General features: G+C 73.4%; 23 protein-coding genes and 1 tRNA gene. 13 read left to right on the top strand and 11 right to left on the bottom strand.

Annotated elements, in window-relative coordinates:
* The first annotated feature begins 85 nt into the window (after positions 1-85).
* Positions 86-1,150: an ABC transporter substrate-binding protein gene (locus FB00_RS00315; protein ID WP_052877321.1), complete on the top strand. Its 1,065-nt coding sequence runs from the start codon at positions 86-88 to the stop codon at positions 1,148-1,150.
* Here FB00_RS00315 and FB00_RS00320 read toward each other — a convergent pair.
* From FB00_RS00320 to FB00_RS00330, 3 genes are read right to left on the bottom strand one after another with little or no spacing between them, the layout of a single operon-like run.
* Positions 1,075-2,166: a hypothetical protein gene (locus FB00_RS00320; RefSeq protein ID WP_047230878.1), complete on the bottom strand. Its 1,092-nt coding sequence runs from the start codon at positions 2,164-2,166 to the stop codon at positions 1,075-1,077. The two genes, FB00_RS00315 and FB00_RS00320, sit on opposite strands and share 76 nt — an antisense overlap.
* 40 nt (positions 2,167-2,206) lie before the next feature.
* Entirely contained in the window at positions 2,207-3,583 is a 1,377-nt protein-coding gene (locus tag FB00_RS00325) for a permease prefix domain 1-containing protein (RefSeq protein WP_047231187.1), read from the bottom strand.
* Entirely contained in the window at positions 3,583-3,957 is a 375-nt protein-coding gene (locus FB00_RS00330; protein WP_047230879.1) for a PadR family transcriptional regulator, read from the bottom strand. Before FB00_RS00330 ends, FB00_RS00325 begins: the two co-directional genes overlap by 1 nt.
* 87 nt (positions 3,958-4,044) lie before the next feature.
* Here FB00_RS00330 and FB00_RS00335 point away from each other — a divergent pair, with 87 nt between their 5' ends.
* The 3 genes from FB00_RS00335 to FB00_RS00345 are packed head-to-tail and all read left to right on the top strand — an operon-like array spanning position 4,045 to position 6,307.
* On the top strand, positions 4,045-4,710 hold the full coding sequence (locus FB00_RS00335; protein ID WP_047230880.1) for a hypothetical protein: 666 nt from the start codon (positions 4,045-4,047) through the stop codon (positions 4,708-4,710).
* Positions 4,711-4,767: 57 nt separating this feature from the next.
* A complete protein-coding gene (locus tag FB00_RS00340) occupies positions 4,768-6,051 on the top strand; it encodes a glycosyltransferase (protein ID WP_047230881.1) in 1,284 nt (427 codons plus the stop codon).
* A gap of 4 nt (positions 6,052-6,055) precedes the next feature.
* Entirely contained in the window at positions 6,056-6,307 is a 252-nt protein-coding gene (locus tag FB00_RS00345; RefSeq protein ID WP_052877322.1) for a DUF6389 family protein, read from the top strand.
* 124 nt (positions 6,308-6,431) lie between these two features.
* Here FB00_RS00345 and FB00_RS00350 read toward each other — a convergent pair whose 3' ends face one another.
* Positions 6,432-6,827, bottom strand: a complete 396-nt coding sequence (locus FB00_RS00350) for a RidA family protein (RefSeq protein ID WP_082140881.1) — start codon at positions 6,825-6,827, stop codon at positions 6,432-6,434.
* Positions 6,828-6,961: 134 nt separating this feature from the next.
* Here FB00_RS00350 and FB00_RS00355 point away from each other — a divergent pair, with 134 nt between their 5' ends.
* Positions 6,962-8,065, top strand: coding sequence for a helix-turn-helix transcriptional regulator (locus tag FB00_RS00355; protein WP_082140813.1), 1,104 nt, complete (start codon positions 6,962-6,964; stop codon positions 8,063-8,065).
* Here the strand turns inward: FB00_RS00355 and FB00_RS21440 are convergent.
* Together FB00_RS21440 and FB00_RS00375 are read right to left on the bottom strand one after the other, a co-directional pair.
* Positions 8,053-10,800, bottom strand: coding sequence for a pectate lyase family protein (locus tag FB00_RS21440; protein WP_082140814.1), 2,748 nt, complete (start codon positions 10,798-10,800; stop codon positions 8,053-8,055). The two genes, FB00_RS00355 and FB00_RS21440, sit on opposite strands and share 13 nt — an antisense overlap.
* 430 nt (positions 10,801-11,230) lie before the next feature.
* Positions 11,231-11,313 (bottom strand) — tRNA-Leu (locus FB00_RS00375).
* Between the two features lie 324 nt (positions 11,314-11,637).
* Between FB00_RS00375 and FB00_RS00380 the strand changes: the two genes are divergently transcribed.
* The 7 genes from FB00_RS00380 (at position 11,638) to pknB (ending at position 21,165) form a co-directional block, all read left to right on the top strand.
* Positions 11,638-12,345: an FhaA domain-containing protein gene (locus FB00_RS00380; RefSeq protein ID WP_047230883.1), complete on the top strand. Its 708-nt coding sequence runs from the start codon at positions 11,638-11,640 to the stop codon at positions 12,343-12,345.
* A gap of 10 nt (positions 12,346-12,355) precedes the next feature.
* Complete coding sequence (locus FB00_RS00385) at positions 12,356-12,859, top strand: FHA domain-containing protein FhaB/FipA (RefSeq protein ID WP_047230884.1); 504 nt, start codon at positions 12,356-12,358, stop codon at positions 12,857-12,859.
* A gap of 6 nt (positions 12,860-12,865) precedes the next feature.
* Positions 12,866-14,281, top strand: a complete 1,416-nt coding sequence (locus FB00_RS00390) for a Stp1/IreP family PP2C-type Ser/Thr phosphatase (RefSeq protein WP_047230885.1) — start codon at positions 12,866-12,868, stop codon at positions 14,279-14,281.
* Positions 14,281-15,927 (top strand): FtsW/RodA/SpoVE family cell cycle protein, encoded by a 1,647-nt coding sequence (locus FB00_RS00395; RefSeq protein ID WP_082140815.1) that lies wholly within the window; start codon positions 14,281-14,283, stop codon positions 15,925-15,927. Before FB00_RS00390 ends, FB00_RS00395 begins: the two co-directional genes overlap by 1 nt.
* On the top strand, positions 15,924-17,390 hold the full coding sequence (locus tag FB00_RS00400; RefSeq protein WP_047230886.1) for a peptidoglycan D,D-transpeptidase FtsI family protein: 1,467 nt from the start codon (positions 15,924-15,926) through the stop codon (positions 17,388-17,390). Before FB00_RS00395 ends, FB00_RS00400 begins: the two co-directional genes overlap by 4 nt.
* On the top strand, positions 17,387-18,988 hold the full coding sequence (locus tag FB00_RS21445) for a serine/threonine-protein kinase (RefSeq protein ID WP_047230887.1): 1,602 nt from the start codon (positions 17,387-17,389) through the stop codon (positions 18,986-18,988). The genes FB00_RS00400 and FB00_RS21445 overlap by 4 nt, the downstream gene beginning before the upstream one ends.
* 110 nt (positions 18,989-19,098) lie before the next feature.
* On the top strand, positions 19,099-21,165 hold the full coding sequence (gene pknB, locus FB00_RS00410) for a Stk1 family PASTA domain-containing Ser/Thr kinase (RefSeq protein ID WP_047230888.1): 2,067 nt from the start codon (positions 19,099-19,101) through the stop codon (positions 21,163-21,165).
* A 75-nt stretch (positions 21,166-21,240) separates the two neighbouring features.
* On the opposite strand, the gene FB00_RS00415 is transcribed toward pknB, so the two are convergent.
* The 4 genes from FB00_RS00415 to FB00_RS00430 are packed head-to-tail and all read right to left on the bottom strand — an operon-like array spanning position 21,241 to position 23,688.
* On the bottom strand, positions 21,241-21,900 hold the full coding sequence (locus FB00_RS00415; RefSeq protein ID WP_047230889.1) for an aminodeoxychorismate/anthranilate synthase component II: 660 nt from the start codon (positions 21,898-21,900) through the stop codon (positions 21,241-21,243).
* Positions 21,897-22,091: a hypothetical protein gene (locus FB00_RS00420; protein ID WP_047230890.1), complete on the bottom strand. Its 195-nt coding sequence runs from the start codon at positions 22,089-22,091 to the stop codon at positions 21,897-21,899. Before FB00_RS00420 ends, FB00_RS00415 begins: the two co-directional genes overlap by 4 nt.
* Positions 22,091-22,870, bottom strand: a complete 780-nt coding sequence (locus tag FB00_RS00425; protein WP_064316701.1) for a class E sortase — start codon at positions 22,868-22,870, stop codon at positions 22,091-22,093. The genes FB00_RS00420 and FB00_RS00425 overlap by 1 nt, the downstream gene beginning before the upstream one ends.
* Positions 22,867-23,688, bottom strand: coding sequence for a DUF881 domain-containing protein (locus FB00_RS00430; protein WP_231581646.1), 822 nt, complete (start codon positions 23,686-23,688; stop codon positions 22,867-22,869). The genes FB00_RS00425 and FB00_RS00430 overlap by 4 nt, the downstream gene beginning before the upstream one ends.
* Positions 23,689-24,009: 321 nt before the next feature.
* Between FB00_RS00430 and FB00_RS00435 the strand changes: the two genes are divergently transcribed.
* The gene (locus FB00_RS00435) at positions 24,010-24,261 is read left to right on the top strand and encodes a cell division protein CrgA (protein WP_047230891.1); all 252 of its coding nucleotides are present in this window, start codon (positions 24,010-24,012) and stop codon (positions 24,259-24,261) included.
* A 131-nt stretch (positions 24,262-24,392) separates the two neighbouring features.
* Here FB00_RS00435 and FB00_RS00440 read toward each other — a convergent pair whose 3' ends face one another.
* On the bottom strand, positions 24,393-25,205 hold the full coding sequence (locus FB00_RS00440) for a rhomboid family intramembrane serine protease (RefSeq protein ID WP_331386730.1): 813 nt from the start codon (positions 25,203-25,205) through the stop codon (positions 24,393-24,395).
* Positions 25,206-25,268 lie beyond the last annotated feature (63 nt).

Genomic DNA, 25,268 nt, shown 5'->3' on the forward strand with positions numbered 1-25,268 from the left:
CCGTTCCCCGCCGGTCGACCCACCCGCCCGACCGGCCCCCCACCGTCCTGCGCTCGCCCGCACCGCCTCGTCGGAGGAGCAACGCATGACCCGCAGCACCCGTCCCTCGTCCACCCTGCCCACGCCGGCCCGCGAGGCCCGGCCCCGGCGCGCGGTGCGTCCCCTCGCCGCCGGCACCATCGCCGTCGGGCTCGCGGCCACGCTCGCGGCGTGCTCGACCGCCACCGACCCGGGCGCCGACGGCGCGGACGACGGCGCGGCCCCGTCCGCCGCCGCGGAGGGCTGGACCTGGACGTCCTCGGGCTACGGCACGACGTACGCGCTCGACGAGGCGCCGGACAGCGTGGTCGTCGACGGCTACACCGCCGCAGCGCTGTGGGACTACGGCGTGCGGCCCGCGGGCGTGTTCGGCTACGGCTTCTCCGACGCCGGCGCGCTGTCGATCGGCAACGCCCGGGTCGACGAGATGGAGGTCGTCGGAGCCGACGCCGAGCTCAACCTCGAGAAGCTGCTCGCGCTCGAGCCCGACCTCGTGATCGGGTTCGGCAACGAGGACGGCACGGCCTGGACCTGGTGGGACGACAAGGTCACGACGGAGGCGACGGCGGTCGCGCCGTTCGTCGGCATGAGGTTCTCGGGGCGCCCGGTGGTCGAGGTGATCGAGGACTACGCGTCGCTCGCGGAGTCGCTCGGCGGCGACGTCGAGTCACCGGAGGTCACGGAGGCGAAGGTCGCGTTCGACGAGCGGCTCGACACGCTGCGCGGCATCGCGGCCGAGAAGCCGCTGACGATCCTGCCCCTCAACGGCGCGGAGCAGCTGTGGGTCGGTCAGAAGAACCTGGGCCAGCTCGCGCTGCTCGAGGAGCTCGGCTTCACGATCGGCGGGCCGCAGGACCAGGAGGGTTGGGCCGAGCTGAGCTGGGAGCGCGTGCCGGAGCACCCGGCCGACGTCGTGCTGAGCTACACGGGCTCCGACGAGGCGATGGCCGCCAACCCGGTCTACGCCGGGCTCCCCGCCGTGCAGGCGGGCCAGGTCGTGGGCTGGGACGACAAGCGCCCGTTCACCTACGCGAGCTACGTCGAGTGGTTCGACGAGCTCATCGCGGTGCTCGACGGCGCGGAGGTCGTCTCGGGGCCGCCCGCATCCTGACCGTCCCACCAGTCGAGCACGACGGTCGCGTGGTAGGTGAGCCAGCGTGACGGCTCGCCCGCGGGAGCGTCGACCTCGAACCACACCCGGCCCGGGTGGCGCCGGCCCTGGAGCCAGGTGCCGTCCGGGCGCCGGGCGCGGCGGACGTGCTCGACGGCGTCCGCCGCGCGCGGGTCGGGCGGCGTCCCGTCGAGCAGCGACGCCTCGCGGAGGTAGACCAGCGCGTTGAGCACGCTGTAGTACCAGCGGAACGGGTACGCGAGCCGGAAGACCCAGTCCCCGACGGGCTCGCCCGTGCTCAGGCGGCGGAACAGGCCCCGGCGCAGCAGGTACTCCTCGCCGGACCGACGCGCCGCGCGCAGCTCGTGGTCCCCGCCCGCGAGCTCCTGGTACGCGAGCAGACCCTTGAGCGCGTTGAGCGTCGAGTGGAAGGACGACACCGTGGCGCCCTCCACCCACTCGCAGTTCCACCCGCCGTCGGGCAGCCGTCCGGCGAGCACCGCGGCGAGCAGCTCCGACACGTCGACCCCGAGCCACGCACCCGCCGCGAGCGTGTACCCGTTGATGCACCAGTCGACCTCGCCGCCCCAGTAGGGCAGGTCGTCGTACTCCCAGCGGCTGTGCGCCGCGAGCAGCTCGGGCGTGCGGCGCGCGCGCAGCACGCCCGGATCGAGACCCCACTCGCGCAGCGCGACGAGCGACCACGTCGTCGCGGTCCACGGCTGACCCTCCTCGGGCCTGCCCCCGGCGTCGTACGCGGCGTCGGTCGCAGCGTCGACCGCGCCCACGTCTGCGGGGAAGTACGCGCCGCCCGCCCACTGCCCGTCCGGGTCCTGCAGCGCGAGCAGGCGTGCGCCGAAGCCCTCGGTCGCGACGCGCGCCCGCGTCGCCTCCCACACCTCGGGAGGCGCGCGCACGACGTCCCGCTCGACCCGCCAGCGCAGCGCAGGGTCGGCCTCGAGGAGCCAGTCGACCAGCCCGCCGTCGGGCGGCCCTCCGGGAGCGGCATCGGCCATCCCGTCACGCTACGCCCGGGCCGCAGCCGGCGTCAGCCCGTCAGACGAATCCGAAGACGGGCGGGAAGACGATCGCGACGATCGCGGCCCACACCGCGTACACGGGCAGGAACCGGGTCTGCCAGGCCACGAGGTCGGCGAACGGGCGGCGCCCGCGCAGGAACGCCGTCGCCAGCACCGCGGACCACACGAGGTGGACGAGGAGGAGCAGGTTGAGCCCCAGCGCCGCGGCCTTGTTCGGGCTCACGCCGAACTCCGCGATGCGCGTGAGCATCGCGGTGAGGGCGACGGCGTCGACCGCGAGCGCCGCGACGACGAGGACGACCTGGAGCCCGTCGAAGAACGACCGGGGCGCGAGCGGGTCGCGCGCCGAGACGGAGTACAAGAGCAGGCACAGGACCAGCACGAGGATCGCGTCCATGAGGATGAGCAGCTCGCGGTCGACGGCGGCGAGGTTCCCCGCGGTCGCGAGGACGACGAACACGGCGAGGAGCATGACGAGCGTCAGGGGCGTGAAGACGCGCGTGAGCACGGGCGCGATGTTCTCGACGACGTTCTGCTTGGCCTCGACGAGCCACGCGGCGACGATCAGCGCGGCCGGGACGCACAGCGGCAGGATCCAGTCCTCGAGGTAGGGCTCGAGGTCGACGTCGGCGAGGGAGAAGACGCCCGCGGTGAGGCCGAGCAGGACCCCGCCGCCGAGCGCGAGGAGCGTGTAGTACACGGCGAGCTCGCCGGTGAAGCGCGCGAAGTCCATGCGGCGCGCGTCCGAGCGCCAGCGCCCGCCGACGTACGCGAGCCCGACGACCGCCCACAGCGTCGCGGGGGCGGCGAGCGCCGCGAGGACGAGGGTGGAGCCCGTGGGCTCGAACGGGTACACGTTGAGGACGACGCCCAGCACCACGAACGGCACGGCCAGCGCCCCGACGACGCGCGCCGTGACCTGGCGCTTCCACGCGAGGTAGGCGGTGAGGAACGGCAGCACGAGGAGCCCGACGTTGAGGCCGACGGTCTCCGGGTCGAGGACGGCGGTCGCGACCTTGACCGTGATCCCCGTGGCCACGGCGAGCGCGAGGACGACCGCGAGCTCGCGCCACGACCGCGTGCGGCCCGGCTGCTCGCCGACGAGGACGAGCTGCTTCCACAGCCGCTCGGAGTGCTCCTGCGCGAACTCGCGCGACAGGTCGTCGAGCGTGCCCATGCGCTTCACCGCGACGAGGAACGCCTCGTCGTCGTCGAGCCCGGTCGCGCGCAGGTCCTCGACCCGCTCGCGCAGGTGGTCCTCCATCTCGTCGACGTCCGCCGCGGAGATGGCCTCGCGGCGGCGCACGTACCCGCGCCACTGGTCGATCTGGGCCTCGAGCGCGGCGTGCGGGCCGGGGTGCGCCCCGTCGGTCGGCGCGGTCGCGGCGCCCATCAGGCCCACCCCTCCGCGACGCGCGGCGGGGTCGGCAGCCCGTCCTGGGCCGTGCGCCAGACCTGGTGGAGCGCGTGCGCGACGACGTCCCACTGCGCCTGGCGCTCGACGAGCGCCTCGCGCCCGGCAGCGGTGATCGCGTAGTGCTTGCGGCGCCGGCCGACGTCGGACGTGCCCCACGACGCCTCGACGAGCCCGAGCCGCTCCAACCGGTGCAGCAGGGGGTACAGCATGCCGTCGGTCCACTGCATGCGGCCGCCCGAGAGCTCGTCGACGCGCTTGAGGATCGCGTAGCCGTACGACTCGCCGTCGGCGAGGATCCCGAGCACGAGCGGGGTGGCCGACGCGGCCACGAGGTCCTTGTCGATACGCATGGCACTCCTATGCCTAGTTCTTCTAGGGGTATTGACCCTAGCAGATCTAGGGTTGGATGCGGTCGGCTGCGAGGGGACGGGGAGGCGATGGCGCGACGACGGGCCTGGAAGCGGGACTGGGGGACCACGGTCGCCCTCGCGCTGGTCGCGGTGTTCCCGGTCGCCGTCCAGGGAACCGTGCGGTCCTGGCGGATGCACGACCGGGGGGAGCTCTCCGCGACCGGACTCCTGTGGATGGGCGTCGCGGGCGTCGTCCTGGTCGCCGCCGTGTCGATCGTCGCCCGGTCGCGGGTCCGACGCGAGCTCGACCGGGCCGTCGCCGCCAACCCCGGCGCGACCGTGGCCCTCGTCCGACCGGTCCGTCGCTCCACGGCCCTGCTCGACCAGATCCCGCTGAAGCAACGCAAGCGGCAGATGCCGTGCCTGCTCGTCGTCCGACGCGACGAGGTGGACCTCTGGAGCACCGTGGACCCGCCGACCTTCCTCCTCCGGGTGGAGCGCGAGGGCCTCTCCGTCGAGCTCGTGGCCCTCGACCTCTTCGAGGTGGAGGAGCTGCTGACGCTCCGGCTCACGCGAGGTGACACCCGCCTCGAGGTCGCCGTGCAGGGACTCGTCGGCTCGCGCTCGTGGGGCCACCGCGGTGCTCTCGAAGGGCTCGACGAGGTGCTCCGCGCCCTCGGTTACGCGATCCGGCCCACGGCCGACGCGAAGCGGGGTCGGCCGGGCCGCGTCGCGGAGCAGCCTCAGGGCTAGCGTGGTCCCACGGACGCGCGCCGCCCGGCCGGCCCGCGGAACGACGGGGGAGGGCTCATGCCTCGCACGTACCTCTTCGCCCTGACCGACGGCGGCGGGACGGTCCCGCCCGAGGTGGGGGCGGTGCGTCGGCTCGTGGAGCGCGGGCACCGCGTGCGCGTGCTCGCCGAGGACTCGATGGCGCCCGAGGTGCGCGCGACGGGCGCGACGCTCGTCCCGTGGCGCACGGCGCCCAACCGCCCCGACCGCGACCCGGCGCACGACCCCCTGAAGGACTGGGAGGCGTCGGGCCTGCTCGCGCAGGCGCGCGACATCGGCGACCACGTGATCGCCGGGCCCGCGCCGGACTACGCGCGCGACGTCCTCGCGGCCGTCGACGACGAGCGCCCCGACCTCGTCGTGACGTCCGTCTTCGCGTTCGGCGCGATGATCGCCGCGCAGTCGCGGGGCGTCCCGTTCGACGTCCTCGTCCCCAACGTCTACGCGCTGCCCACGCCCGGCCGCACGCCGTTCGGTGCGGGGCTCAAGCCCGCGCGCGGGCCGCTCGGCCGGCTGCGCGACCGCATGATCACCGGCCTCTCGACGCGCGTGTTCGACCGGTACACGCGCGACCGGCTCAACGCCCTGCGCGCCGACCTGGGCCTCGACCCGCTCGCGCGCTCGTGGGAGCAGATGAGCGCCGCGCGCCGCCAGCTCGTCATGACGAGCCCCGCGTTCGACCTCCCCGGCCCGCTCCCGGCGAACGCCCGGTACGTGGGGCCCGTGCTCGACGACCCGACGTGGGCCGACGACGTCCCGTGGGCCGCGCCGCCGCGCGACGACCCGCTCGTCCTCGTCGCGCTGTCGTCCACGTTCCAGGACCAGGCCGCGCTCCTGCGGCGGATCGTCGCGGCGCTCGCGACGCTGCCCGTGCGCGGGGTCGTCACGACCGGGCAGGGGCTCGCTCCCCGCGAGGTGCCGGGTGCGGCGAACGTCGCCGTGGTCGCGTCCGCTCCCCACCACGAGGTGCTGCGCGACGCCGCGCTCGTCGTCACGCACGGCGGGCACGGCACGCTCCTCAAGGCGTTCGCGGCGGGCTGCCCCGTCGTCGTCCTGCCGCACGGGCGCGACCAGGGCGACAACGCCGTGCGCGTCACGCTGCGCGGCGCGGGCGTCGCGCTCTCACGGAAGGCGTCCGCCGAGCGGGTCGCGCGCGCCGTCCGGCAGGTCCTCGACGACCCCGAGTACACGCGCCGGGCCACCACGCTCGGCGACGCGGTCCGGCGCGACGCCCAGCACAGCACGCTCGTCGCCGAGCTCGAGGACCTCGGCCCCCAGCGCTCCGCACCGCCGCTACGGTGACCCGATGGACGCCGAGACCCACGCCCGCCGCCTGCGCGACCACCTCGACGCCGCGACGCCGGACGCGGTCCGTCGCCTGCCGCTCGTCGCCCCCGGGCGCGCGGCCTACGACGCGCGCGACCTCGTCGTCGACACGGCCGCCGCGTGGGTCGTCGAGGTGTGGGACGCCGCGGCGCGGGGACGCTCGCGCCTCCCCGGCCGGGTCGAGGGGCACGACGGGTACGGCACCCGCGTCCCGCTCGCCCTGGCGCCCTGACCCGACGGCCCGTCCCTCGCCCTGGGCGAGGCGCATGAGATCTCCCGCTTGAGGCGCTGGACGACGGGAGGGCCGGCGGCGCCGGAGCCGGGTAACCCGGTCCCGGCGCCGTTGCTGCGCTCGGTCAGGCGACCGCGGTCGCCTCCAGCTCGACGAGCTGCCCGGTGACCGCCAGGCGGGTCACCCCGAGCATCGTCGTCGCCGGGGCGACGCGCGCGGCCCCGAGCCGTGCGGCGAGCACCCCGTAGTGCTGGAAGAGCGCGTCGACGTCGGTCGTGTAGACGTTCAGCCGGACGACGTCCGCGAGCGTCATGCGCGCCTCCGCCAGCACCGCCTCCAGGTTGTCCAGGCTCAGCGCGAGCTGCGCCGCGAGGTCGCCCTCGTGCTGGGGACGGCCGTCGGGAGACATCGCCGTCTGCCCGGAGCAGAAGAGCGTCCGGGTGTGCCCGGAGACCAGCTCCGCCTGGTTGAACCCCAGCTCCTGCGACCACGCCACGGGGTTGATCGCCGTTCGTTGCACTGCCATGCCGACTCCGTCCGACTCGTCCTGCCCGGGCGCGCGTCGACCCTCGTGGCCGACGTCCCGCACGCCCGTATCCGAGCCTCTCTGCGATAGACGACACCCTCTGTCATGTATCCCGGTACGTTTCTCGGGTGCGCGCCGACCGGCTGGTCTCCCTGGTGCTGCTGCTCCGGCAGCGGGGCCGGCTGTCCGCGACCACCTTGGCGCGCGAGCTCGAGGTGTCGACCCGGACGGTCCTGCGCGACGTCGAGGCGCTCTCCGCCGCAGGCGTGCCGATCTACGCCGAGCGCGGCCGGCACGGCGGCTTCGCGCTCCTGCCCGGCTTTCGCACGGAGCTCACGGGCCTCACCCCGGACGAGGCGCTCGCCGTGCTCGCCGCCACGTCGGGGCGTGGCGAGCAGGCGCTCGGCCTGGGGACCGCGCTCGCGTCGGCCGTCCGCAAGGTCGTCGACGCGCTGCCCGAGGCCCACCGTGACGCCGCCGACGACGCGGCCCGGCGGATCCTCGTCGAGCCGGAGATCGACCTGCTCGCTCGCCGGCAGGCCGCCGAGGAGGTCCCCGTGGGAGTCCTGCGCGAGGTCCGGCGCGCCGTGCTCGACGGACGAAGGCTCCGGATACGCTACGCCGCCGTCGACCGGCCGCCGGCCTCGCACGAGGTCGACCCGCTGGGGATGGTCACCGCCCGTGGCACGGGCTACCTGCTCGCCACCGTCGGCGGGGCGGACCGCACGTACCGCCTCTCCCGGATCCTTGCTGCCGAGGCGCTCGCCGAGCCGGCGGACCGTCCCGACGTCGTCGACCTCGAGCAGCTCTGGCGCGAGCGCAGCGCCCGGTTCCGGGCGGGAGACGACCAGGTCGTCGCGCGCGTCCGGCTCGTGCCGGACCGACGGGAGATGCTCGTGGGCACCGCGGTCTCCGTCCACGCCGAGTCCGTCGCCGACGACGGCCTGCTGGTGCTCGACGTGAGCTTCCAGGACCTCCGGCACGCCGTCTGGGCCGTGTGGCAGCTCGGACCGGACGCCGAGGTGCTGGACCCGGCACCGCTGCGCGACCTGCTGCGGGACCGCGCCGTCGCGACCGCGCGGCGCTACGGGGCACCGGAGGACGCCCCGGCAGAAGGACGGCCCCGCCGCGGACGGCGCGGCGGGGCCGCCGTCGAGCCCGGGCGGGACCAGGTGGTCCCGCCCAGGGTCGTGCACGGGTCTCCCGGAGGAGGGTCGGGCTACCCGGCGTAGGTCTCGAGCTCGGCGACGCGGGGAGTGCCCGACGCGCCGGTGATCTCGAGGTTGATCTTCTTGAGCGACGTCGCGGTGAACGTGATCGTGCCCGCACCGCTGCCCGTCTTGAGGACGGCGCCCGTGTCGTTGTTCACGAGGCGCCACGTCCCGATGCTGCCGCCGCCAGCGGCCTCCTTGACGACGACCCGGCCCACGGTCGTCGCGGTGCCCCACTTGACGGAGACGGTCCCCGTCGAGCCGCTGGGCGACCACCAGGTGGCGGTGCTGCCGTCGATCGCGTTGCCGTAGCTCGTCCCGCTGCCCTTGCTCGAGCCGTCCGCGCCGGCGCCGATGCTGAGGTTGGTGCCCGACGGCGGGCCGGTCGGGTCGGTCGGGTCCGTGGGGTCGGTCGGGTCGGTCGGGTCCGTGGGGTCGGTCGGGTCGGTCGGGTCCGTGGGGTCGGTCGGGTCGGTCGGGTTCGTCGGCTCGCCGCCGAAGGTGACCCGGAGCGAGCCGTCCGCCGCGAACGACCAGCCGAGCTCGCCGTCGTACGCGGAGCAGGCCGACCCGTTCGAGCCGGACCAGAACGAGTTGCCGCCCGCGTCCGTGCCGACCGTCTTGTCGTTCGCCCCGGAGTCGCACGACACGTTGCCGCTGAACCGGTGGGTCCCGGCGTCGAAGCTGAAGTTGCGCTCGGCGTTGCCGACCGCGACGTTGCCGCTCACGGCGATCGAGCCCGGGTTCGAGTTGTACGTGAACCCGTGCTTGCCGTTGTCCACGGCGAACGAGTTGCGCACGACGTGGTCGACCTTGATGTCCTCGCCGCCGAGCTTGTACCCGTTGCGGTCGCCCGCACCGGCCTGGCCGCCGTCGGAGAGCGTGCCGTTCTCGTAGGCGAGCGAGCTCTCGATCGTCACGGGCCCGATCGGCCCGGTGTCGGACTTCGTGTACAGGTCCCAGCCGTCGTCGATGTTGTTGTGGGCGACGGTGTCACGGAACACGTTGCCCGGACCGGACGTGAGCTTCGCGGCGAAGCCGTCCGCGTCCTCGCCGTCGGAGTCCGCGTTGTCGTGCGACTCGCTGCTGACGACGAGGTTGTTCGACGGCCACTCGCTCGCCGGGGCGCCCGCCACGAGACGGGAGAGCTGCAGGCCGGTGTCGTGGTTGTAGCGGGTCACGACGCGCTCGATGACGTTGTTGCTGCCGCCGAGCAGGATGCCGTTGTCGCCCGCGTGCTCGACCACGATGCCGTAGACGTGCCACCAGTCGCCGCCGATCGCGAGGCCGCGGTTCGCCGAGTTCTCCGCCTGCGCCGAGAAGTTCAGCACGGGCCGCTCCCCGGGGTACGCGGACAGCAGGGTGCGGTCGCCCGACGTGCCGTCGTTGCCCGGCTCGATCGTCACGGTCGACGACAGGTCGTACGTGCCGCCGCGCAGGAAGATCTCGCCGCCCGAGGCGACGCGCTCGATCGCGACGGGGAGCGTCGTCGGCGCCGACAGCGTGCCGGCCGCGCTCGCGCTGCCGTTCGGGGCGACGTAGATCGTCTCGGCGCCCGGCTCCGGCGGGTCCGTCGGGTCGACCGGGCCCGGGTCCGTCGGGTCGGTCGGGTCCGTCGGGTCGGTGGGGTCGGGGTCCGGCGTCTGCGGCGTGCACGAGCCGTCCGAGACCTTGAGGCCCTTGTTCGCGCCCGCGGTCTGGTTCACGAGGTTCGGCACGCAGCTCGCGCCGTCGAGCGTGTAGGAGTACGGGATGCTGACCGACGTCGTGGAGGTCAGGTTCGGGCCGGCCGGCTGGATGTCACCGCTCGGGCTCGACCACGTGACGTTGTCGAGGACGTTCCCGGCGACCTGCCAGGTGCCCTTCTGGTCGGTGTAGAACGTGCCGAGGACGTCCTTGGAGTCCTCGAAGTAGTTGTTCTCGACCTTCGCCTTCGCCCCGGCCCGCGAGTTGATCCCAGACTCGTTGAGCTGCACGTAGTGGTTGTTGTAGATGTGGGCGATGCCGCCGCGCAGCAGGGGCGTGCGCGAGTCGAGGTTCTCGTACTTGTTGTGGTGGAACGTCACGAACCCGTTGGACGTGTCGCTCTCACTCGAGCCGATGAGGCCGCCGCGGCCGGAGTTGCGCAGGATGCTGTAGGACAGCGTCACGTACTGGACGCCCGCCTTCATGTCGAAGAGGCCGTCGTAGCCCTCGGACTCCCCGCCCGACGCCTCGAGCGTCACGTGGTCCACCCACACGTTGTTGACGCCGCTCTCCATGCCGATGGCGTCGCCGCCGTTCGACGTGGGCGAGCCCGACTTCTTGACGTTCTTCACGGTGACGTTCTGGATGATGATGTTGCTGGCCTCACGGATGTGGATGCCCAGCTGGTCGAACGTCGCGCCGTTGCCGACGCCGACGATCGTCACGTTGCTGATCTGCTTGAGCTCGATCACGCCGGCCGCCGTGTTGCAGCTGTCGCCCGAGACCTTCGCCGTGTTGCCGTGGTTGATGGTGCCCTCGACCTCGATGACGATCGGGGTGTCGTCGCTGGCCCGGTTGCACAGGGCCGCGTGGATCTGGGTGCCGGTCGTGGCGCGGACGGTCTGTCCGCCGGCGCCACCGGTCGTGCCGCCGTTCTGGGTCGCGTAGCCGGTCGGGCTGCCGGTCACGGCCGCGTTCGCGGTCGTCGTCAGGGCCGTCACGCCCATCGTGGCCGCCAGGGCCGTCGCGGCGGTCGCCGCGAGCAGTCGTCGTGCGACGGGTCGTCTCATCGTGGTGCCTCACCTTTCGTCATCGAACTGGGGGCAGTGCGTGGTGACTCACGGCTCCAGGTCCGCGTTCGCATCGGTCGACGCGACGACCTCGTCCTGGTGCGCGGGCGCCGGGTCGTGCGCCCTGCGCGGCCGGCCGACGACGACGTCGGGCAGCCCGCCTCGGAAGAGCTCGTCGAGGCGTTCAGATGGGGTCGAGATCTGGGTAACCGGTTTCTCGATCGTAGGATACCGGTTTCCCATTGCGCAAGCCGCAGACACTTGACTAGTTCTTGACTCCTGCCGACCCGATGGCGGGGGAGCGCTCCACGCCCCCTGGCGTGGGGGATCGGATCAGGAGGAGCCCGGGATGCAAGAAGTCCCGGTCAGGATCACCTGACCGGGACTCTTGCGCGGGCCTTCCGACTGTGACGTCGAAGCCCTCGCCACGTGCGCGAGGGGGGACTTGAACCCCCACGCCCTTTCGGACACTGGCACCTGAAGCCAGCGCGTCTGCCATTCCGCCACTCGCGCGTGCCGCAGAAGACTAGCACGGCGCACAAGGACGCCTGGAACCCCGCGGCCCGACGTGACGGCCGCCACGTGCCGGTCGTCGCGCACCGACGAGGTGCCCGACGGCCGCGCGCCCGACGTTCACACGCTCCGCCCCGAACGCACCACATCCGTCCGGAGATCGTGCGACGAATCGGGCCTCCGTCGCAGACGTGATCGATACGATCTAGGTAGTCTGCCCGGGACGCAGGTGTGCACCAGAGGCCACCGGGAGCAGGTCCGGGAGGCGCAGACGAGGACCGCGGCACGAGCCGCAGCACGAGCGAGCACGAGGGAGGAGGTGGCATGGGAGTCCTGGACCGCTTCGAGAAGGGCGTCGAGCGCGTGGTGAACAACGCCTTCGCCAAGGTCGGACGCAGCGAGGTCAAGCCCGTCGAGCTCGCGAGCGCGTTGCGGCGCGAGGTCGACGACCGCGCCGCCGTCGTGGACCGCGAGCGCACGGTCGTGCCCAACGAGTTCACCATCGAGCTGTCGGTGGACGACTTCGGCCAGGTCGAGGGGTGGGGCGCGGAGACGCTCGCCGACGAGCTGGCGTCGAACGTCACGCAGTACGCGGCGTCGCAGCACTACGCGTTCGTCGGCCCGGTGAGCGTGAGCTTCGAGCAGAACGACACGCTCGACGTCGGCCGCTTCCAGCTCCGCTCGGCCAGCGTGCGCGGCAACGTGGCGCCCGCGACGTCCGCGTCCCCGAGCACGCGGCACCCCCTCGTCGACATCGACGGGCAGCGCTACCTGCTCACAGGCCCGGTCACCGTCATCGGGCGTGGCTCCGAGGCCGACATCGTCGTCGACGACCCGGGCGTCTCGCGCCGCCACCTGGAGATCCGCGTGACGCCGGAGGGCGTCATCGCGACGGACCTCGGCTCGACCAACGGCCTGTTCGTCGAGGGCCACCAGGTGCCGGCCGCGACGCTGCTGGACGGCAACTCCCTGACGATCGGCCGTACCCGCATCATGTTCTGGACCGGCGCGTCCGACAACGAGGAGTGGTGATCCGGCCCGCATGACCGACCTCACGTTCACCCTGCTGCGGCTGGGCTACCTGGTGCTGCTCTGGGTGTTCGTGCTCTCCGCGATCGGGGTGCTGCGTCGGGACCTGTACGGCACCAAGATCACGCCCCGCCGGGGCCGCAAGGGCGCTGCGCAGGCCGCGCGCCCGACGTCGGGCCCCACGCCTGCCGCGGCTCCGGAGCCCGCACGCCCCGCCGCACCCGCGGGACCGTCCCGGCTCGTCGTCACCGCCGGCCCGCTCACGGGCACGACGATCCCCCTCACGACGTCGTCGATCCTCATCGGACGGGCGCCGAGCTGCACGCTCGTGCTCGACGACGACTACTCCTCGTCGCGCCACGCGCGCATCTTCCCGCAGCACGGGTCCTGGTTCGTCGAGGACCTCGGCTCCACCAACGGCACCTACGTCGAGGACCAGCGCATCGCCCAGGTGACGCCGCTGGGCCCGGGCACGCGGGTGCGGATCGGTCAGTCCGTCGTCGAGCTGCAGAGGTAGCCCGCAGTGAACATCGCCCTGCGCTACGCCGCGCGCTCCGACGTCGGGCTCGTGCGCTCCAACAACCAGGACTCCGGGTACGCCGGGCCGCACCTGCTCGTCGTCGCCGACGGCATGGGCGGCCACGCAGGGGGCGACGTCGCGTCGTCGATCGCCATCGCGGCGCTCGCGCCGCTCGACGGCGAGTCGCACGGCCCGGACGACGCGCTCGCCGAGCTCGAGCGCTCGATCGACCACGCGCGCCAGGACCTCGTGGACCGCAGCGTGACCGACCCCGAGCTCGTCGGCATGGGCACGACCGTCACCGCGATCCTGCGGGCGGGCAACAAGCTCGCGATGGCCCACCTCGGCGACTCGCGCGCGTACCTGCTGCGCGACGGCGAGCTCACCCAGGTCACGACCGACCACACGTTCGTGCAGCACCTCGTGGACACGGGCCGCATCTCGCCCGACGAGGCGGAGACGCACCCGCAGCGCAACGTCGTCATGCGCGTGCTCGGCGACTTCGACATCGACCTCACGCCTGACATGTCGGTGCGCGAGGCGAAGCCGGGCGACCGCTGGCTCCTGTGCTCCGACGGCCTCTCGGGCTTCGTCAGCCCGGAGACGATCGCCCAGACGCTCGCGGATACCCCCGACGTCGACGAGTGCGCCGACCACCTGCTCCAGCTCGCGCTGCGCGCCGGCAGCACGGACAACGTGACCGTCGTGGTCGCGGACATCCTCGACCTCGACGTCCTGCCCGACGGCGCGGCTCCCGGCACCGGGGCGCAGATCGTCGGGTCGGCGGCGATCGACCGCGACGCCCCGACGTCGGCCGCGGACGGCCCCGCCGCGCGGGCGGCAGCCCTCATGGCCAGCGCGAACGCCCCCGCCGCGACCGAGGAGCCCGCCGCGGACGACGCGCCCGAGGCCGCGGAGGGCGAGGCGACCCCGGGCGACGTCGCGGAGGAGGGCGAGGGCGACGTGCGGCCCGGCCGTGCGCCGCGCCGCTGGATCACGGTCGTCGCGATCCTCCTCGTCGTCGCCGGCCTCGGCGTGGCCGGGTGGGCGGGGTACCGCTGGACGCAGACGCAGTACTACGTCGGGGTCGCCGACGGTCAGGTGGCCGTGTTCCGCGGCATCCCGGAGAACGCGGGCCCGGTGACGCTGTCCACGCCGATCGAGCTCACGGGGACGCGCGTCGCGGACCTGCCGGGCTACGTCGTCGACCGCCTGGAGACCACGATCCCCGCGGAGTCCCTCGAGGACGCCCGTGCGCGCGCGGAGCGCCTCGTCGCCGAGGCAGCGGAGGAGTCCACCGACGCGCCGGCGACCGACGGCACCACCCAGACGCCCACCGAGGGCGCGACCGAGACCCCGGAGGCCGGGGCGCCCGACGTGACCCCGGCACCCACCGACGGCGCCGGCTCGGGGGCCTGATGGCCACGGTGGAGACCACCGAGGTGCGCCCCGGCCGGGGCGCGGAGCTCGGTCTGCTCGTCCTCGCGCTCGCGCTGGGCATCGGGGCGTACGCGCTCGTGGGCCTGCAGCTCACGGGCGAGCTGCCGGGCCGCTTCTACGTGTACAGCTTCGGCACCGTGGTGCTCGCCGGCGCCGCGCACCTGCTGCTGCGCTTCAAGGCGCCGTACGCGGACCCGGTGATCCTGCCGATCGCCGTCGCGCTCAACGGCATCGGCCTCGCGATGATCTTCCGCCTCGACCTCGGGTCCCAGGTCACGGGCGGCACCCAGGACCTCGCGCCGCGCCAGCTCCAGTGGACCGCTCTCGGCATCCTCTGCGCGTTCGCGGTGATCTGGTTCCTGCGCGACCACCGGACCCTGCGGCGCTACACGTACACCGCGATGATCGCGGGCATCGTGCTCGTCGCGCTGCCGCTCGTCCCGGGCCTGGGCACGCGCATCAACGGCGCGCAGATCTGGATCAACGTCTTCGGCTTCTCGCTCCAGCCCGCGGAGTTCGCGAAGATCGCGTTCGCGATCTTCTTCGCCGGCTACCTCGTGACGAACCGCGACACGCTCGCGCTCGCCGGGCCCAAGGTGCTCGGCCTGCAACTCCCGCGCCTGCGCGACCTCGGGCCGATCATCATCGTCTGGCTCGTCTCGCTCGCGATCCTCGTGTTCGAGCGCGACCTCGGCACGTCGCTCCTGTTCTTCGGGCTCTTCGTCGCGATGCTGTACATCGCGACCGAGCGCGTGAGCTGGGTCGTCATCGGTCTGCTGCTCATCGCCGTCGGCGCGGTCCTCGCGGCGTCGACGTTCGGGCACGTGCAGGCGCGCGTCGACGTGTGGCTCCACCCGTTCGACCCCGAGATCTTCGGTCGCAGTCCCGGCGGCTCGGGCCAGCTCGTGGGTGGCCTGTTCTCGCTCGGCAACGGCGGCCTGTTCGGCACCGGCTGGGGCGCGGGCTACCCGCGAACGGTCCCGTACGCGTTCTCCGACTTCATCTACGCGTCGCTCGGCGAGGAGCTCGGGCTCACCGGTCTGATCGGCATCCTGCTCGCGTACCTCATCCTCGTGGAGCGCGGCCTGCGCACCGCGATCGGGGTCCGTGACGGGTTCGGCAAGCTCCTCGCGGGCGGGCTCGCGTTCGTCATGGCGTGGCAGCTCTTCGTCGTCGTCGGCGGGATCACCCGGATCATCCCGCTCACGGGCCTCACCATGCCGTTCGTCGCGCAGGGCGGGTCGTCGCTCCTCGCGAACTGGCTGGTCGTGGGCCTGCTGCTGCGCATCTCCGACGACGCGCGCCGGCCCTCGTCCCTGCCCGTGCGCGGGCAGGTGGCTCCCGGCGGCACGCGCACGCGCCCCGACTCCGAGCCGGTCGAGGTCGTGGGCAGCGGGGCTCCGGCCGTCGGCGCCCGGCCCGACGACGCACCCACCACGGTCGGCGCGCCCGCCGCCGTCGGGCCTCCCACCGGTCCGACGCGCGCGACGACGGGCGTGCAGCCCGCCGTCGGGCAGACGGGCGAGGTCTCCGCCCACCCCGACGAGCTCCGCACGGAGGTCGTGCGGCGCCCCGGTCCCGACGGCACCCACCCCGAGACCGACCCCTGGGGAGGAGCCCGGTGAACGTCCCCCTGCGTCGCGTCGCGACGGTCGTCCTCGTCATGTTCCTCGCGCTCATGGTGTCGACGACGTACATCCAGTTCGTCCAGGCGGACTCGCTCAACAACGACTCGCGCAACGCCCGCACCATCTACCGCGAGTACAACAAGTTCCGCGGCCCGATCGTCGTCGCGGGCGACGCGATCGCGTCCTCGACCCCGGTGGACGACGCGTTCGGCTTCCAGCGCCAGTACTCCAACGGCCCGCTCTACGCGCCCGTCTCCGGCTTCCTCTCGCTCACCAACGGGCGCACGGAGATCGAGGACAAGGAGAACGACTACCTCAACGGCGAGGCGAGCTCGCTGTGGCTCGACCGCCTCAGCGCGCTGTTCACCGGCAAGCAGCCCCAGGGCGCGTCCGTCGAGCTGACGATCGACCCGGCGGCGCAGCAGGCCGCCTGGGACGCGCTGGGCGACCAGCGCGGCGCAGTCGTCGCGATCGAGCCGAAGACGGGGCGCGTCCTCGCGCTCGTGTCCAAGCCGAGCTACGACCCCAACGAGCTCGCGACGCACGACACCGCCGCCGCGCGCGACCGGTACCAGGAGCTCCTCAACGCCGACGGCAACCCGATGTCGAACCGGGCGATCCGCGGCAACACGTACCCGCCGGGCTCGACGTTCAAGATCGTCACCTCGGCCGCGGCCCTCGAGAGCGGGCAGTACACGGCCGAGACCGTGATCCCGGCACCCGACGAGCTCCCGTACCCCCAGTCGACGCAGACGATGAAGAACTTCGGCGGGTCGCGCTGCTCCCCGACGGGCGAGATGACCCTCGCGGACGCGCTCCGCATCTCCTGCAACACCGCGTTCGGCGACCTCGCCATGACGCTGGGGGAGGACGCGATGCGGGACCAGGCCGAGGACTTCGGCTTCGACGCGCCGCTCGAGATCCCGATGGACGTCACCCCCAGCCAGTTCCCCGCGGAGGGCACCCCGGGCGCGGACCCGGCGGGCATCGCGCGCGCGGGCATCGGGCAGGGCGAGGTCAAGGTCACGCCCCTCCAGATGGCGATGGTCGCCGCCGCGATCGCGAACGACGGCGTGCAGATGGCCCCGTACACGGTCGAGACGATCCGCAACCCGGACCTCGACGTCGTCCGCCAGTCCGAGCCGCGCCGCCTGCGCACCTCGGTGTCGCCGTCGACCGCCGACCAGCTCACGCAGATGATGCTCGGGGTCGTCGAGAACGGCTCCGGGAAGGCCGCGCAGATCCCGGGCGTGCAGGTCGCGGGCAAGACCGGGACCGCCGAGACCGGTGGCGAGGCCGCGCCGCACGCGTGGTTCACGAGCTTCGCGCCCGCCGACGACCCGCAGGTCGCCGTCGCGGTCATCGTCGAGAACGGCGGCTCGCTGGGCAACGAGGCGACCGGCGGCGCGATCGCCGCGCCGATCGCGCGCGCCGTCATGGAGGCGGTGTTGAACGGATGAAGCCCGTGAGGGGGCTGACGCTCGGCAACCGCTACCGCCTGGTGCGGCGCATCGCCGTCGGCGGCATGGGCGAGGTATGGGTCGCGGCCGACGACGCGCTCGGGCGCGAGGTGGCCGTCAAGGTCCTGCGGACCGAGTACGCGGGCAACGAGGACTTCCTCAACCGCCTGCGGACCGAGGCCCGCAACAGCGCCGCGCTCTCGCACCCCAACATCGCCCAGATGTACGACTACGGCGAGACCGACGGCTCCGGGTACCTCGTCATGGAGCTCGTCGTGGGCGAGCCCATGGCGGACCTGCTGGAGCGCGAGCCCGTGCTCCCGCCCGCCCGGCTGCTGCCGATCCTCGCCCAGACGGCGCGTGCCCTCCACGCGGCGCACCTGTCCGGCGTCGTGCACCGCGACGTCAAGCCGGGCAACATCCTCATCGACCGCTCCGGCACGGTGAAGATCACCGACTTCGGCGTCTCGCTCGCGGCCAACCAGGTACCGATGACCGCGACGGGCATGGTCATGGGCACCGCCCAGTACCTGTCGCCCGAGCAGGCCGTCGGGCAGGCGGCCACGGGGGCGTCGGACATCTACGCGCTGGGCATCGTCGCGTACGAGTCGATCGTCGGGAACCGGCCGTTCACCGGGTCCACCCCGGTCGACATCGCGGTCGCGCACGTCAACGAGCCCGTGCCGCCGCTCCCGTCGTCTGTCGACCCGGAGCTCTCCGAGCTCGTCATGGTCATGCTCGCCAAGGACCCGCTGGCGCGGCCGCACCCGGCCGACGCCCTCGCGCGGGTCTTCGAGGAGATCCAGGCGCGCCTCGCGGCCGACCCCTGGTCCGCCCGTGCCGGCGCGGCCGCCAACACCCGGCGCGGCCGCCGCGCGCGCGCGGCGGAGGTCGACGCCCCTCCGGCACCCGAGCCGGCCCCCGCTCCCGTCATCACGCCCCTCGTCATCCCGGCCGCCGTGCGCGACCCGCACCCGGTCGACCCCGCGACGCCGTGGATCGCCCCGGAGGCCCGACCAGGCGCCCACGCCGCCGAACCCGCGGGTGGCCACCTCGCCGAGAGCGACGCCGAGCCCGTCGGTCAGGCGACCGCACCGCCGTCCGACACGGCGCCCGCCCCCGGTCCCGCGCTGCCCTGGGAGCGCCCCGTCCCCGCGTCGGCGGGCGAGGACCCGGCCGGTCCCCGCGCCTACCCGCCGCGCCGCGAGATGCACGGCGGCACCCGCTCGTCGCGACGCCCGCAGCCCGCTCGGGGCGGCACGCGGCCGGGCGCCGGCTCGCCCGCGAGCACCCCGTCGGTGGCGCCGGCCACGCGGGCCGAGGCCCGACGGCAGTCGCAGGCGGCCCCGTCGCGGTCGTCCTCCGGCCGCCGCACGTCCACGACGACGGGGCGGCGCCTCGGCGGGCTGCCGAACGGCCTCACGTGGCCCCTGGTGGCCCTGCTGGGCCTGCTCCTCGTGCTGGTCGTCGCGACGATCGCCTCCCTGGGCGACCGCGACCGGGACGACGCGGACGCTGCTCCGACGGCCGTCGTCGAGACAGTCACCGACGCCGCCGCGCCGGACTCCCCGACGCTCTCCGGACGGGTGACATCGTGACGACATCGTTGTGTTCCCGGCTTTCCCGGACGCCCTCCAGTGGGATGATTGCGCCAGATGTGCCGCGAGCGGACGCGCCCGCGGCTCCGACGACACCGAAGGACGAATGAGTGGTGGACAACGCTCCCCGAGTGCTTGCCGGGCGTTACCAGGTCGGTGAGCTCATCGGCCGTGGTGGCATGGCCGAGGTGCACATCGGGCACGACAACCGCCTCGGTCGCACCGTCGCGATCAAGATCCTGCGGTCCGACCTCGCCCGCGACCCCACCTTCCTCGCGCGCTTCCGCCGCGAGGCCCAGGCGGCGGCGTCCCTCAACCACCCGGCCATCGTCGCGGTGTACGACACCGGCGAGGACGTCCACGCGGACGCCACCGGCAACTCGGTGCACGTCCCGTTCATCGTCATGGAGTACGTCGAGGGCCACACCGTCCGCGACATCCTTCGCGACGGCCAGGCCGTCCCCATCGACGAGGCGGTCGAGATCACGGCGGGCGTGCTCGCGGCGCTCGAGTACTCGCACCACGCCGGCATCGTGCACCGCGACATCAAGCCCGCGAACGTCATGATCACGCCCACGGGCGCCGTCAAGGTCATGGACTTCGGCATCGCCCGCGCCATGGCGGACTCGGCCGCGACCATGACGCAGACCCAGGCCGTCATCGGCACCGCCCAGTACCTCTCACCGGAGCAGGCGCGCGGCGAGACGGTCGACGCGCGCTCCGACCTGTACTCCACCGGCTGCCTGCTCTACGAGCTGCTCACCGGCCGCCCGCCGTTCATCGGCGACTCGCCCGTCGCGGTGGCGTACCAGCACGTGCGCGAGGCCCCGGCGACGCCGAGCGCCGTCGCGCCCGACGTGCCCGAGGTCCTCGATCGCATCACGCTCAAGGCGCTCGCCAAGGACCGCACGGCCCGGTACTCGAACGCGGCGGAGTTCCGCGCCGACCTGGAGAACGCCGTGCGCGGCGGGGCGATCACGGCCCCCGCGCTCGGGGTCGCCGCAGCAGCGGCCGGCCTCGGTGCCGCCGCCGCGGCCGCCGACCTCCAGCCCACGATGGTGGAGTCCGCCACGCAGGTCATGGCCCCCGCGGCCGCCGCCCCGAACCCGTGGGCGACGAGCGTGGCGCCGGCGGTCCCGCCCGGCGACGAGGTGCCGGGGGAGGACGAGGAGGAGCCCAAGAGCCGCAAGGGCCTCATGTGGACCCTCATCGCGATCGGTGTGCTCGCCCTCGCCGCGATCATCACGATGCTCGTCATCAACGGCCAGGGCGAGGACGAGCCGACGACGGGCACGGTCCCGACGCTCTCGGCAGGCGTGACGCCCGAGGAGGCCGAGCAGAGGATCACCGACGCCGGGTTCGCGTACGAGCAGGCCATCGACCAGGAGTCGACGGAGGCCGAGGGGACGTTCACGAAGACCGATCCCGCGGGCGGCACCGAGGCCGACCTCGGCTCGACCGTCACGGCCTTCTTCTCCGCCGGACCCGACGCCGTCGTGATCCAGGACGTCAAGGGCAAGTCGCAGGACGAGGCGCGCCAGATCCTCGAGGCGCAGGGCCTCGAGGTCACGTCCGGAGGCTCTGAGGACTCGAAGGACGTCGCGAAGGACGCGGCGACGCGCACCGACCCCGCGGCCGGTCAGTCCGTCGCCGGCGGCTCGACCGTCACGCTCTACGTCTCGTCCGGACTCGTCGCCCTTCCCGAGCTCGTGGGCGACCAGCGCCAGAGCGCGGAGCAGAAGATCACCGACCTCGGTCTCAAGCCGGTCGTGAACGAGGTGGAGTCCGACGAGCCCGAGGGTCAGGTCGTCGCGCAGCGGCCCAACGCCGGCAGCGTGCCGCAGGGCTCGGAGGTCACCATCGACGTCGCGATCCCGAAGGCCGAGGAGCCGGAGACGACGAACGTCCCGAGGAACCTGGTCGGCATGACCTTGGACCAGGCGAACGACGCGCTCGGAGGTGCGGGGCTCAACCCCGGGACGCAGCAGAACCAGGAGTCCGACCAGTGGCCGGCCGGGGTCGTCATCGGCTCCGACCCTGGGGGCGGCACCGAGGTCGAGGTCGGCACGGAGGTCTCGCTCATCGTCTCGACCGGTCCCGGCCCGTCGACCGGCGGCGACAACGGCGGCGGAGGCAACAACGGCGGGGGCAACGGCGGCGGGGGCGGCGAGGGCTGACCTGACGCCCACCCGGCGAGCCATGACGAACGGGCCCGCACCTCGAGAGGTGCGGGCCCGTCGTCGTGCGGTCGGCTACTGCCGGACGAGCGGCGCCATGCCCGCCGAACGCTCGACGGCGCCGTCGAGCCCGCAGGCCTCGAGCCAGTTCGCGAGCAGGCGGTGGCCGCCCTCGGTGAGCACCGACTCGGGGTGGAACTGGACGCCGTGCAGGGGCAGGTCGCGGTGCTGGAGTCCCATGATGACGCCGCCGGAGGTCGACGCGGTCACCTCGAGCTCGGAGGGCACGGTGTCGCTCACGACGGCGAGCGAGTGGTAGCGCGTCGCGGTGAACGGGGCGGGGAGCCCGGCCAGGACGCCCTCGCCCTCGTGCTCGACGAGGCTCGTCTTGCCGTGCATGAGCTCGGGTGCGTGCGTGACCGTCGCGCCGTACACCTCGGCGAGCGCCTGGTGGCCCAGGCACACGCCGAGCATCGGCGTGCGCGAGGCCGCGCACGCGCGGATGACCTGCTCGCTCTGACCGGCCTCCTTCGGGGTGCCAGGCCCCGGGGAGACCAGCACGCCGTCGAACACGGTGCCGTCGGCGTCGTGGAACCGACCCTCGGCGTCGGGCTCGGGCACGGCGTCGTTGCGCACGACGACGGTCCGGGCGCCGAGCTGGTCGAGGTAGCCGACGATCGTGTAGACGAACGAGTCGTAGTTGTCCACGACGAGGATGCGGGTCTGGTGGGTCATCGCGGGGCCTCCACGGACACGGCGCCGGCGGCGTCGGTCTGGATGTTGGGGTCGTTGAACGGCATGTACTCGGACACGACGGGGAACAGCCACTCGAAGCACGCGAGCACGACGGCGGCCGCGAGGACGAGCAGGATCAGCACCCGGACCCATGCCGGGCCGGGCAGCACGCGCCACAGCGCCCCGTACATCACGCGCTCCCTTCGGCCGCAGGGGCCGCCTGGCCGACCAGGTCGGGCGGCGTGCCGTCCTCGACGGGCATCCAGTAGTCCAGCTTCGCGTTGACGATGAACCGCGCCACGAGCGAGTTCAGCCCGATCGGGTGGCATGTCGTCAGGGTGAGGTACCGCTCCGTCGGCTCGACGCCGGGCTGCCACGGGACGGGCGCCACGGCCTCCACCTGGTCGGGCTTCACGGCCTGCATGTGGTCCACGCGGTACACGTACCAGACCCCGCCGGCCTCCACGACGATCGGGTCACCGATCTCGAGCTCCTCCACGTCGTGGAAGATCTTGCCGTACGTCTGCCGGTGCCCGGCGAGGGAGAAGTTGCCGACGGCGCCCGGCATGACGGTCTCGGGGTAGTGCCCCGCCTGGCCCTGGTCGAGGATCGAGCGCTTGTCCGTCCCCTCGGCGATCGGCATCATCTTGCCGTCCCAGCGCGGCACGTAGAGCGTGCCCCACACCTCGCCGAGGGCGGGAGCCTCCATGACCGGCGGCTCGTCGCGGCGCACGGCCGTCGCGACGTCCGCGGCGTCCGGCGTGGGCGCGTCCATCTCCTCCAGGACCTGCGCCTGCACGCGGTCCGCCTGCACGTCCGTCCACCAGAGCTGCCAGACGACGTACAGCCCCAGCAGGATCCCGAGCGTGATGAGCAGCTCCCCGACGACGCCGACGACCGTCGAGACCGCGCCGCGCCCCGAGGAACGGCGGCCCGCGTGCCGCACCGGCGCGGGGGCGGTGGCCGTCACGACGCCACCGCGTCGGAGGGCCGGGCGTAGCGGAGCTCGAGCGCGCCCTCGTAGCCGGGGAGCTCGAGGTCGGACCTGTCCTCGACGGACCAGCCCAGGTTCACGGCGTCGACGTACTCCTGGTACACCTGCACGCCGGGCGAGCGCTCCAGGGCGTCACGCAGCGCCTCGGGGTCGCCCACGGCCTCCACGACGTAGGGCGGCGAGTACACGCGGCCGTGCAGCAGGAGGATGTTGCCCGCGCAGCGGAACGCCGACGTCGCGGTGACGCGCTGACCCTGGAGCGTCATCGCCTCCGCGCCACCGGCCCACAGGGCGTTGACGACGGACTGGATGTCCTGCTGGTGCACGACGAGGTCGTCCGGGCGGATCTGCGGCGGGTAGTTGCCCTCCGGGGGTGCGTCGTCGAGCGAGACGGACAGGCCCGTGCCGCTGACCGGCGTCGTGCCGGCCGCGACCGCGGTGCGCGACGCGAGGTCGGGATCGACGCCGGCCGGCGCGTCGCCGGTCTGCGACAGTCCTGCGATCTCCTCCGTGAGCGCGTCGACCTGGGCCGAGAGCTCCGCCACGCGGTCCGACTCGCGGTCGACGAGCTGCGCGAGGTTCTCGGGGTGACGCGAGTCGTCGCCCCGGGCGAGGCGCGCGTTCGCCGTGAACATCACGCCGGCGAGCGCGAGGACGAGCGCGACGGTCACGGCGGACCGGACCCGGCGGGAGCGCGGCGGCACAGCGGGGGCAGCGGGCGACGGCGCGGGACCGGCCGCGACCGCCTCGGCGGGGTCGTCGGGCGTCGCGGAGGCGGGGTCGGTGCTGCTCACGCGACCGTCTCCTTCCTGGGCGGACGAGGTCGTCGGCCGTCTCTCCGGTGTGTCTCTGCCGTGCGTCTGTCGTGTCGTCGCCGCCGCGACAGGGCCGTTGCCCGCGCGCGGTGTCCGTGACTATTGTGTGCGCCCACTACGCTAGTCGACGAACGTCGTCCACGATCGTGACGGACCCGTGCTCCTACGGAGCCTCCCGGCGCGTCGACGACCTTCGCCCGAGCCATGCACGGTTCCTGCACGACGACGGCAGGCGTCCGCTCCCGCGGTGCGTCCCGACGCCGCCGGCAGCGGACCCCACCAGGACAGGAGCCCACCCTCGTGCCCGAGTCGAAGTCGCGCAAGAAGCCCAAGCCGCAGCGTCCGCCGAGCGTGCCCAAGCCCGAGTCGGGCAACCCGCGCTGGCTCGTGCCCACGATGCTCGGGCTCATGCTCGTCGGGCTGGCGTGGATCGTGCTGTTCTACCTCAGCGGGTCCGCGCAGCTCCCGATCCCGGCGCTGGGCGCCTGGAACCTCGGCGTCGGCTTCGCGTTCATCATCGCGGGCTTCGCGCTCACCACGCGCTGGAAGTAGGCGGTCCGACGGCGGCCGCGCGCCTCGGGGCGCGCGGCGAGCCGGGCAAGCCGTGAGGTGCGGAATGACACCGGCGTAGTTCCACACCTGTGAGTAACCCTGGGGATAACTCACCGGACCGCGACCCGGGATCAGCCGACGATGTGTCCGACCTGGTCCGCCGAGGCATAGGTCAGCCATGCTGCCGCGACGAGCGCGACCGCGACGACCGCCGTCGCGCCCACCGAGACCACGGTGCGGCGTTCCTTCGGCGCGTACGCGTACGCGGCCCCGAGGACGAGACCGACGACGAGCCCACCGAGGTGCGCCTGCCACGCGATGCCGGTGAAGAAGAGACCGATCGCGAAGTTGATGCCGATGAGGACGACGATCTGCATCGCGTTACGACCGGTGCGCCGCAGCACGAGCAGGATGGCGCCGAAGAGCCCGAACACGGCGCCCGAGGCACCGACCACGGGCTGGTACCACCCCTCCGACGTCGGACCGCCGGCGAGGACGAGGTAGCCGACCGAGCCGCCGATCGCCGACAGCAGGTAGAGCGCGACGAAGCGCCAGCGGCCGAGCATCTGCTCGAGGAACGGCCCCGTGACCCACAGCGCGTACATGTTGAACAGGATGTGGACGGGGCTCGTCGAGTGCAGGAACGCCGACGTGAGGAACCGGTACGGCTCGTCCTCGCCGATGACCGGTGCGAACCACCACAGCCGCGTCCACTCGCCCCCGGTGACGAGCTGGAGGATCCAGCTCACGACGCAGAGGCCGATGATCGTGAACGTCACGACCGGCGGGCCACCGCGGACCCTGCCGCCCAGTGCGCTGCGCTGCGACGGCGCCTGCCGGGCCGCCTCGCGCACGCAGTCGACGCACTGGATGCCGACGGCTGCGGGGCGCTGGCACTCGGGGCACGCGGGGCGGCCGCAGCGCTGGCAGCGCACGTACGACACCCGGTCCGGGTGCCGCGGGCACACGGGCGGGACGGCAGGACCGTCGTGCGGTCCGGCCGTCCC

Origin of the sequence: Cellulosimicrobium funkei (assembly GCF_001019615.1) — a bacterium.
GTDB lineage: Bacteria > Actinomycetota > Actinomycetes > Actinomycetales > Cellulomonadaceae > Cellulosimicrobium > Cellulosimicrobium cellulans_E.

What these genes read in the sequence shown, in the direction of transcription:
- FB00_RS00315 (WP_052877321.1), top strand. Translation starts at nt 86, where the DNA reads ATGACCCGCAGCACCCGTCCCTCGTCCACCCTGCCCACGCCGGCCCGC.
- FB00_RS00320 (WP_047230878.1), bottom strand. Translation starts at nt 2,166, where the DNA reads ATGGCCGATGCCGCTCCCGGAGGGCCGCCCGACGGCGGGCTGGTCGAC.
- FB00_RS00325 (WP_047231187.1), bottom strand. Translation starts at nt 3,583, where the DNA reads ATGGGCGCCGCGACCGCGCCGACCGACGGGGCGCACCCCGGCCCGCAC.
- FB00_RS00330 (WP_047230879.1), bottom strand. Translation starts at nt 3,957, where the DNA reads ATGCGTATCGACAAGGACCTCGTGGCCGCGTCGGCCACCCCGCTCGTG.
- FB00_RS00335 (WP_047230880.1), top strand. Translation starts at nt 4,045, where the DNA reads ATGGCGCGACGACGGGCCTGGAAGCGGGACTGGGGGACCACGGTCGCC.
- FB00_RS00340 (WP_047230881.1), top strand. Translation starts at nt 4,768, where the DNA reads ATGCCTCGCACGTACCTCTTCGCCCTGACCGACGGCGGCGGGACGGTC.
- FB00_RS00345 (WP_052877322.1), top strand. Translation starts at nt 6,056, where the DNA reads ATGGACGCCGAGACCCACGCCCGCCGCCTGCGCGACCACCTCGACGCC.
- FB00_RS21440 (WP_082140814.1), bottom strand. Translation starts at nt 10,800, where the DNA reads ATGAGACGACCCGTCGCACGACGACTGCTCGCGGCGACCGCCGCGACG.
- FB00_RS00380 (WP_047230883.1), top strand. Translation starts at nt 11,638, where the DNA reads ATGGGAGTCCTGGACCGCTTCGAGAAGGGCGTCGAGCGCGTGGTGAAC.
- FB00_RS00385 (WP_047230884.1), top strand. Translation starts at nt 12,356, where the DNA reads ATGACCGACCTCACGTTCACCCTGCTGCGGCTGGGCTACCTGGTGCTG.
- FB00_RS00395 (WP_082140815.1), top strand. Translation starts at nt 14,281, where the DNA reads ATGGCCACGGTGGAGACCACCGAGGTGCGCCCCGGCCGGGGCGCGGAG.
- FB00_RS21445 (WP_047230887.1), top strand. Translation starts at nt 17,387, where the DNA reads ATGAAGCCCGTGAGGGGGCTGACGCTCGGCAACCGCTACCGCCTGGTG.
- FB00_RS00415 (WP_047230889.1), bottom strand. Translation starts at nt 21,900, where the DNA reads ATGACCCACCAGACCCGCATCCTCGTCGTGGACAACTACGACTCGTTC.
- FB00_RS00420 (WP_047230890.1), bottom strand. Translation starts at nt 22,091, where the DNA reads ATGTACGGGGCGCTGTGGCGCGTGCTGCCCGGCCCGGCATGGGTCCGG.